Annotated in this window: 8 protein-coding genes and 1 pseudogene; 7 read left to right on the top strand and 2 right to left on the bottom strand. The window is 27.5% G+C overall.

What is annotated here, in order from left to right; all coding sequences use genetic code 11:
* The 6 genes and pseudogenes from ACRDBA_RS15445 to ACRDBA_RS15420 form a co-directional block, all read left to right on the top strand.
* A pseudogene (locus ACRDBA_RS15445) lies at nucleotides 1–191 on the top strand (hypothetical protein); the annotation flags it as partial.
* A complete protein-coding gene (locus tag ACRDBA_RS15440) occupies nucleotides 179–835 on the top strand; it encodes an accessory gene regulator ArgB-like protein (RefSeq protein ID WP_438573823.1) in 657 nt (218 codons plus the stop codon). The pseudogene ACRDBA_RS15445 and the gene ACRDBA_RS15440, both read left to right, overlap by 13 nt.
* 10 nt (nucleotides 836–845) lie before the next feature.
* Nucleotides 846–971: a cyclic lactone autoinducer peptide gene (locus tag ACRDBA_RS15435; RefSeq protein WP_438573824.1), complete on the top strand. Its 126-nt coding sequence runs from the start codon at nucleotides 846–848 to the stop codon at nucleotides 969–971.
* A 138-nt stretch (nucleotides 972–1,109) separates the two neighbouring features.
* Nucleotides 1,110–2,807, top strand: a complete 1,698-nt coding sequence (locus ACRDBA_RS15430; protein ID WP_438573822.1) for an HD-GYP domain-containing protein — start codon at nucleotides 1,110–1,112, stop codon at nucleotides 2,805–2,807.
* Nucleotides 2,808–3,020: 213 nt separating this feature from the next.
* Nucleotides 3,021–3,731: a phosphatase gene (locus tag ACRDBA_RS15425; protein WP_438573821.1), complete on the top strand. Its 711-nt coding sequence runs from the start codon at nucleotides 3,021–3,023 to the stop codon at nucleotides 3,729–3,731.
* 225 nt (nucleotides 3,732–3,956) lie between these two features.
* On the top strand, nucleotides 3,957–5,159 hold the full coding sequence (locus ACRDBA_RS15420; RefSeq protein ID WP_438573820.1) for a DHHA1 domain-containing protein: 1,203 nt from the start codon (nucleotides 3,957–3,959) through the stop codon (nucleotides 5,157–5,159).
* Between the two features lie 127 nt (nucleotides 5,160–5,286).
* Here ACRDBA_RS15420 and ACRDBA_RS15415 read toward each other — a convergent pair whose 3' ends face one another.
* Nucleotides 5,287–6,423, bottom strand: coding sequence for an AI-2E family transporter (locus ACRDBA_RS15415; RefSeq protein ID WP_438573819.1), 1,137 nt, complete (start codon nucleotides 6,421–6,423; stop codon nucleotides 5,287–5,289).
* Nucleotides 6,424–6,558: 135 nt separating this feature from the next.
* Here ACRDBA_RS15415 and ACRDBA_RS15410 point away from each other — a divergent pair, with 135 nt between their 5' ends.
* Nucleotides 6,559–7,149 carry an NUDIX hydrolase gene (locus ACRDBA_RS15410; protein WP_438573818.1) on the top strand — a complete coding sequence of 197 codons (591 nt, stop codon included), beginning with the start codon at nucleotides 6,559–6,561 and terminating at the stop codon, nucleotides 7,147–7,149.
* A 115-nt stretch (nucleotides 7,150–7,264) separates the two neighbouring features.
* On the opposite strand, the gene ACRDBA_RS15405 is transcribed toward ACRDBA_RS15410, so the two are convergent.
* A partial coding sequence (locus tag ACRDBA_RS15405) for a LysM peptidoglycan-binding domain-containing protein (RefSeq protein WP_438573817.1) occupies nucleotides 7,265–8,135 on the bottom strand: 871 nt, incomplete at its 5' end.

Genomic DNA, 8,135 nt, shown 5'->3' with positions numbered 1-8,135 from the left:
TATTTGTATGTGAAGGGGTAAATATATTTTTACTTCAATGTATTTTCCAAGAAGAAATGATGATTAGAATTTTTGAAAACCCTGCGTTAAAAACTATTTATGGAGTACCTTCATTATTTGTTTTTGCAGGAACAGTTTTAGTTTATTATAAAATATGTGCTAAAAAGAGAGATGAACAATGTTTAGTTTAGGTAAAATATCTGAATCAATTGCTAATAAAGTAGCAACAGATTTAGAATATGATAAAGATAAAAAAGATGTTATTGCATATGGAATATTTGCATTACTACAAACTGTTATATCAATTTTATTAGTTGTAGTTTTTGGTATTATATTTGATGTTTTAATAGAAGCATTAATTATGTCCTTTGCAATTAGCATATTAAGAAAATCTTCAGGTGGTGTTCATGCAACTTCACCAGGAATATGTGCATTAATAGGAACATTTATATGTATTATAGTTCCAATAATGATTCCTGTTAACAGATTAAATATTATTAACACTACAGTTTTTGGGGTATTAGTATTTATACTAAGTTTTTACTTAGTTAATAAATTAGCTCCTGTAGACAGCAAAAGTAAACCTATAAAAACAGAATCTAAAAGAAAAAGATTGAAAAGAAGCTCTATAATAATATTATGTGTATATCTGATTATTACAATGGTAAGTATATGTTTATATTACTTTACAAGTAATGTGTCATTTTTAAGTTATTGTATATGTATTTATGCAGGACTTTTATGGCAGGTATTTTCACTTACAAAATCAGGACACACAATATTAGGAAAGTTAGATGCTCTTTTACATAAAATTTTAAAAAATGGAGGGGAATAATATGAGAAAAATGAATAATAAGGTATTAATGGCTGTAGCTGCAGTTGCAACAGTATTTGCATCAGTTTTAGCTACTTCAGCTTGTGCTTGGAGCTTCTACCAACCAGAAGAACCAAAATGCTTAAGAGATGAGTAAAAAATAAAGATCGGTTAATTCCGGTCTTTATTATTATTTTAGAAATGTTTTGAAAGTTATGATTTAATAAGTAGAGCTGCTCTACCTAATAAGTTGAGGAGTTATCTTTAAAATATACAGTGAATGGAGTAATAAGATATGAATAAAATAGGAGATAATAAACGAAAGCAAATAAATGATATAGTTTCTGTAGTTAAATTATCATCATTATTCTTTACTGCAATAGTATTCTTTCAATATATTTTTAAAGAAGGTAATTTTGTAACAACGTCTATAAATGATCAATATAATTTAAATGCTATAGGAATAGTAGCATTTTTATTAGTATCAATTTATTTTATATGGGCATTTTCAATTAATAACAAGGTAAATGAAAAAAATATCAAGATGATTCAGCTTATTGAAAATATTGTTTTTATAATAGTATTTTTAATAGCAATTATTATATCTGGAGCTCATACAAGTCAATATAAATTTTTATTTTTATTTCTAATAACAACTACAACAATTCAATCAGGAATTGGTAGTGGTATGGCAATTGCAGGGATTTCATCAGTACTTATCTTATTATTAGATATTGTTTGTATCCCTAATATAGCAGTAAACTCATATTTTGAGAATGATTTAATTTTAGCAGGTGTATTTATACTTACAGCTTGGCCGTTAGGGTTTTATGTGAAAATTGAAGGTGAGCATATTAAGGAGCTTGAAGGGTTAGTTAATAAGGATGGACTAACAGGCGTGTATAATCATAGATATTTCCATGAAGCATTAAGAGAGAAAATAACGATATCAAAGGAAAGAAATACATCAGTTTCTTTGATTTTTATAGATATAGATTATTTTAAGCATTACAATGACTTATATGGTCATCAAAAAGGTGATGATGTCTTAAAGGAGATAGGGGCTATATTAGAAGAAGTGGCTAGAGATGGGGATATAGTAGCTAGATATGGTGGGGAAGAATTTGCTGTTATTTTACCTAACACTACAGAAGTAGAAGCTACTGTAGTTGCAGAGGAAATACGTAATAAGATAGAGCTTACTTATTTTTATGGTCAAGAAAATCAGCCTAATGAAAATGTTACAGCATCTATTGGAATATCTGTTTACCCAGAAAAGGCATCAGATGATATAACTTTAATTAAAAGTGCAGATGATGCATTATATAGAGCAAAATTCTTTAATAAAAATAGAGTTGAAACATATACATCTATATTAGATGATTTGAAAAATGATATTGATGCAAAGGATGTAGAATTAGTTGCATCTATTAAAACATTAATAAGTGTTATTAATGCAAAAGATAGATATACATATGGACATTGTGAAAGATTAGTTCTTTATAGTAGACTTTTAGCAGAAAAGATGCAGCTTAGTGAAGACGACAAACGTTCTTTAGTTTATGGTGCATATATGCATGATATAGGAAAGATTAATATTGCAAAAGAAATATTAATAAAGAAAATGCCATTAACAAATGAAGAATGGGAAATACTTAAGAACCATCCTGAAAATGGTGTAGAAATAATAAAGCCAGTTAAATCTTTAGAAAATATAGCACCACTTATACTTCATCATCACGAAAAGTATAATGGACAGGGGTATCCTTATAATTTAAAAGGAGAAGAAATACCTTATTTAGCTAGAGTTTTAACTGTGATAGATAGCTTTGATGCAATGACATCAAATAGACCATACAATAAGAGAAAAACTTATACTGAAGCTATTGATGAAATAAAGAAATACAAGGGTATTCAATTTGATCCTGAAATAGCAGATATATTTATAGAAGTTATAATGGAAAATAAAGATAAATTAGATAGTTTATCTTAAATGTAATTATGTATATTTACTAGAGAGCTAATTAAAGCTTTATAAATGATATACTAAAGGCTATAGTAAGGTAAAACTTATTGTAGCCTATTTTATTAGTTATTATAGAATAGTAAATTTATATAAGTTAGTAATTATATTTAGTTTATTATATTAAGTGTAATAAAAGTTTTAGTATTAGAGAAATATAATGTATAAGAGAGGAGCAACGAGATGAAAGCATTAATTGATTTACATTGTCACACTTTAGCTAGTGGACACGCATACAGTACATTAAAAGAAAACGTAGAAGGTGCAATAGAAAGTGGAATAAAGATATTAGGCGTAGCAGATCATGGGCCTAATATGCCAGGAGGTCCACATATATTTTATTTTCATAACCTAAGAGTAATAAAGGATAATATAAATGGAATTAGAGTTTTAAAGGGTGTAGAAGCTAATATTATAGATTATAATGGAAACATAGATATAGAAGAAGAAGTATTAGAACAATTAGATTATGTTATAGCAAGTTTACATCCACCATGCGTAAGCTTTGGAACTAAGGCAGAAAATACAAACGCAGTAATAAAGGCCATTGAAAATAAATATATAAAGATAATAGCTCATCCAGATGATAGTAGATATCCTTTAGATTATGAAGAGATAGTTAAGAAAGCAAAAGAGCATAATGTATTATTAGAAGTAAATAATTCATCATTAAAACCAAATGGATATAGAGCAGGAGCGTGGGATAATTATAGAACATTATTAAAGCTTTGTATGGAGTACGAAGTTAAGGTGATAATGAGTAGTGATGCTCATATTTGGTATGATATAGGTAGATTTGATAATTGTGAAAGATTATTTAAGGAAATAGGATTCCCATTATCATTAGTAGTAAATTATCATGAAGAAGATTTAAAGAAATTAGGTTTATATTAAAGAATTATAAAATACCCTTAGGCAATGTACTTTTAGTTATATGCTTAAGGGTATATTTATGTATATTAAATATTTTAATAGTTTGTAAAGCCAGAGATAAACTTTAAAAGCCTTTTAAATATCTAAACTTTTCACTCTTCACTATTACCTCTTAACTTAAATGAAATTATGTTGTAAAATTAAAATATTAACCAGTTTAAAATAAATATGGATTGGAGAATCGAAATGGAAAAATTATATTATAAGGATCAATATATAAGAAGCTTTGTAGCAGAAATAGAAGAAATAAAAGAAGTAGATGGAAGATTCCACGTTCTATTAGATAAAACAGCCTTTTTCCCAGGGGGAGGAGGACAATTCGGAGATACTGGAACTATTGGAGAGCATAAGGTTATAGACCTTTATGAAGAAGGTGGAAAGGTATATCACATAGTAGAAAAGAAACCAATAAAAATACATAAGGTTAAATGTGAAATAGATTGGAAAAATCGTGAAGATGGAATGCATCAGCATTTTGGTCAACATATATTATCAGGATGCTTTTTCTCATTATTTAACGCAAATACAGTAAGCTTCCATTTAGGTGGAGAAACAAGCACTGTAGATATAGACGGATTTTTAGAAGCAGAAGATATTAGAAAAGCTGAAAAAATGGCAAATGATATTATTGGTGAAAATATAGAAGTAGAATTTTTAACTCCAAGTAAAAAGGAACTTAAAAAGATTAACTTAAGAAGAGATTTACCTAATACTAATGAAGAAATAAGAGTAGTAAAAATAGGTGATTTAGATATTAATGCTTGTTGTGGAGTTCATCCTAAATATACAATAGATTTAAGAATGATAAAAATAAAAAGATGGGAAAAAAATAAAAAAGCAACAAGAATAGAATTTATAGCAGGAAGTAGAGCTATAGAAGATTCACTTAAAAAGGATAAATTTGCAACAGAGATTTGTAGATACTTAAGCAGCAATGAAGAAGAAGCAATAAATAGTATTAAAAATTTAAATCTACAGCTTAAGGAAGCTTTAGATAATAACAGAAAAATAGAAGAAGAAATAGCTAAATATCAAATGAAGGAAATGGTAGAGTCATCAGAAAAAATAGGTGATATATCAATAGTTAAAAATACTTATGAAAATGAAAGTATAAAATATATTCAAAAGCTAGTTTCAAAAATAGTTGAAAATGAAAAGACTATTGCGTTAATGGTTACTATAAATGATGATAAAGCAAACTTAATATTTGGATCTTCAAAGGATATAAAAGCAATAAGCATGAGTGAATTATTAAAGGATGCCATAACATTAATTGATGGAAGAGGAGGCGGAAGTGCTCATCTTGCTCAAGGTGGAGGAAAAAATAATAATAATTTAGAAATGGCATTAGACTATGCTATGTCAAAGCTTAAAAACTCATTGAAGTAAAATAAAATAACCTAGTAAGAATATAAATTCTTACTAGGTTATTTTTTAAATTACTATGATTTAAACTTATTTGTAATATTAATTAAACAGTGCAATATTAACATTGGTTTAAAACATAGCCTTTAAATTAAATATCTATTTTCTTATTATTTAATCTTTTATTAGTTATTATTGTTAATAATTGATATAAAACTGCAAATACAGGAATACCAATAATCATTCCTAAAAGTCCAAGGCTGCTTCCACCAACTATCATAGCAAGCATTACCCATATAGCGGATAATCCTATAGATTTTCCAACAACCTTTGGATAAATCAATTTATTTTCTAGCTGCTGAAGAACAAGTATAAATACAATAAACCAAAGTGCCTTAACTGGGTCTATTATAAGAATAATAAATATAGCAGGTACTGTTCCTATAAAAGCTCCAAAGATAGGAATTAATGCTGTAACACCTATTAATACACTTATTAATAGAGCATAAGGCATAGATAAAATAGTCATACCTACAAAGCATAAAAATCCTAAGATAATAGCTTCTACACATTGACCAGTAATAAATTTTGAAAAAGTAATATTAGATATTTTACCAACTCTTAAAATTCTTTCAGTAGTTTTTTTATCAAGAAAAGCATATAAAAGCTTTTTAATATGTCTAATTAAAGTTTCCTTGCTATAAAGCATATAAATTGCAAATATTAAAGCAAGTATAAAATTAATTACACCATTAGTAAAGGTCATGGTCATATCTAATAAACTAGAAAGAGAATTTCCTAGTAATTGACCTCCAAATTGAAGAAGATCTTTCCAAACTACCATTAATTCTTTAGCAAGAGTAGCGAAAAGCTCTGATGAATCTACATATTCACTTAATAAGTTTTCAAATGATTTTATGTATTGTGGTACAGAATCAAGCAATGTAGAAACACTCGAAGCAAATTGAGGAACTACAAAGATAACTAGTCCTACAAATAATCCTATAATACTTAGTAATGTAATTGTTATAGCAACGGGTCTTTTTAAACTTCTTATAGAACTTGACTTACTTTTATCCATAAAGGATAAGACTCTAGTTTCAAAGAAATTCATTAATAAGTTAAGTACAAAGGCTATAGCTATTGCAATGATAAATGGGCTAAAGATTCCTAGTATACCAAAAATAAAATCTGTAACAAAATCTAAATTAAGCAAAATAAATGCAAGTATAACTATATATGTACTTAATAAAATATTTTGTTTAAATTTATTATTAAATTCTTTCAAAAGACAACCTCCTAGATTTTTTATAAAAGTATATCTATTATATAATTCTTAGATTTATAAAACAATAATATATGGTAAAATTAATATAATAATAACAATAATTTAAGAAATAAATGATTTATAGGAGTAGAAGATATGAGTAAAATAAAAGTTAATAAAATTAAAACATTAGCAGATACAAAATTCTTAAAGATGTATGATGCAGAATATACTAATAAAAATGGTGAAGGAAGAAATTGGACTATAGCATCAAGAAAAGATTTAGATACATTAAACAATCAATTTTTTAATGGTCTTGAAGAAAAAATAGATGCAGTAGTTATAATTGCAAAGCATATTGAAGAAGATAAGCTAGTAATAATAAAGCAATTTAGAGTGCCTATAAATGGTTATGTATATGAATTGCCAGCAGGATTAATAGATGCTGGAGAAGATTTTGAAACAACAGTAAAGCGTGAATTAAAAGAGGAAACAGGATTAGATTTAATAGAAATAGATTATGAAAAAACTAAAAATAAGGTTTATATCTCAGTAGGAATGACAGATGAATCAGTAGCTTTAGTTTACTGTACATGTTCAGGGGAAATATCAGATGAACATCTTGAAGCCGATGAGGATATTGAAGTTATGTTAATTTCAAAAGAAGAGGGAAAAAGGATTCTTAATTCAAATGATAGCATAGATGTTAAGGTGTTTTTAGCTATACAAAACTTTATAAATTCATAGAAATATTTAATAAAACTATTTATATATTTGTATTATTATAATGTAACAAAAAAGGCAAGGCATAAGGCTCCTTATGCTTTTGCCTTAAATAAAGTTATAACTTATTTAAATGAAATCACACTTTTAAAACTTGTCCAGGATATATTAAGTTAGGATCACTTATGCCATTAATTTGAGCTAGGTTTGTTGTTGTAGTTCCAAACTTAGCAGCTATTTCGCTTAAAGTATCACCAGATTTTACAACATAAGTTCTACTTACAGTAGAAGCAGATGATGAAAGCTTAATAACTTCGCCCGGGAAAATAAGATTAGGGTTAGATATGCCATTAATTTGAGCTAAATAATCAGCAGTAGTTCCAAATTTAGCAGCAATTCCACCTAAGGTATCTCCAGATTGAACAATATAAGTGTTATTATAACTGCTTGAAGATGAATTAGAGTTTGAAGAAGAAGATACTTTTAATACTTCACCAGGATAAATTAAGTTAGGATCAGATATGCCGTTAATACTAGCTAATTCATTAACTGTAGTATTAAATTTAGCAGCTATTTCGCTTAGTGTATCACCAGATTGAACTACATAAGTGCTGTTAAAGCCTCCAGAAGATGGAGCATTTTGAGAATATACTTTTAAAGTTTGACCTGGATAAATTAAATTAGGGTTAGAAATATTATTTAATTGGATTAAGCTATTTACAGTAGTATTATATTTACTAGCAATTTCACTTAAGCTGTCACCAGGTTGTACAACGTAATAAATTACATTTCCACTATTTGAAGTTGTATTTGAAGGTCTGGTTGGTGTGTTAGGAATTGGTGAGTGATTAGAAAGAAGGATATAATCAGTAAATACATCTAAATCAACATTTCCACCTACACCATTTATAGAGCCGGCATCAGAATATTGGAAGCCTATCCAGCTAGACCAAATAGGATTACTTTGAGGAGTAGTTACTCCATATTCTGCTATCCATAAAGGATAAGAG

Origin of the sequence: Clostridium sp. (assembly GCF_051654825.1) — a bacterium.
Lineage (GTDB): Bacteria > Bacillota > Clostridia > Clostridiales > Clostridiaceae > Clostridium.
This window is presented reverse-complemented; position numbering and strand designations above follow the sequence as displayed.

Excerpts from the sequence above, each read along its gene's own strand:
- ACRDBA_RS15440 (WP_438573823.1), top strand. The coding sequence starts at position 179 with ATGTTTAGTTTAGGTAAAATATCTGAATCAATTGCTAATAAAGTAGCA.
- ACRDBA_RS15435 (WP_438573824.1), top strand. The coding sequence starts at position 846 with ATGAATAATAAGGTATTAATGGCTGTAGCTGCAGTTGCAACAGTATTT.
- ACRDBA_RS15430 (WP_438573822.1), top strand. The coding sequence starts at position 1,110 with ATGAATAAAATAGGAGATAATAAACGAAAGCAAATAAATGATATAGTT.
- ACRDBA_RS15425 (WP_438573821.1), top strand. The coding sequence starts at position 3,021 with ATGAAAGCATTAATTGATTTACATTGTCACACTTTAGCTAGTGGACAC.
- ACRDBA_RS15420 (WP_438573820.1), top strand. The coding sequence starts at position 3,957 with ATGGAAAAATTATATTATAAGGATCAATATATAAGAAGCTTTGTAGCA.
- ACRDBA_RS15410 (WP_438573818.1), top strand. The coding sequence starts at position 6,559 with ATGAGTAAAATAAAAGTTAATAAAATTAAAACATTAGCAGATACAAAA.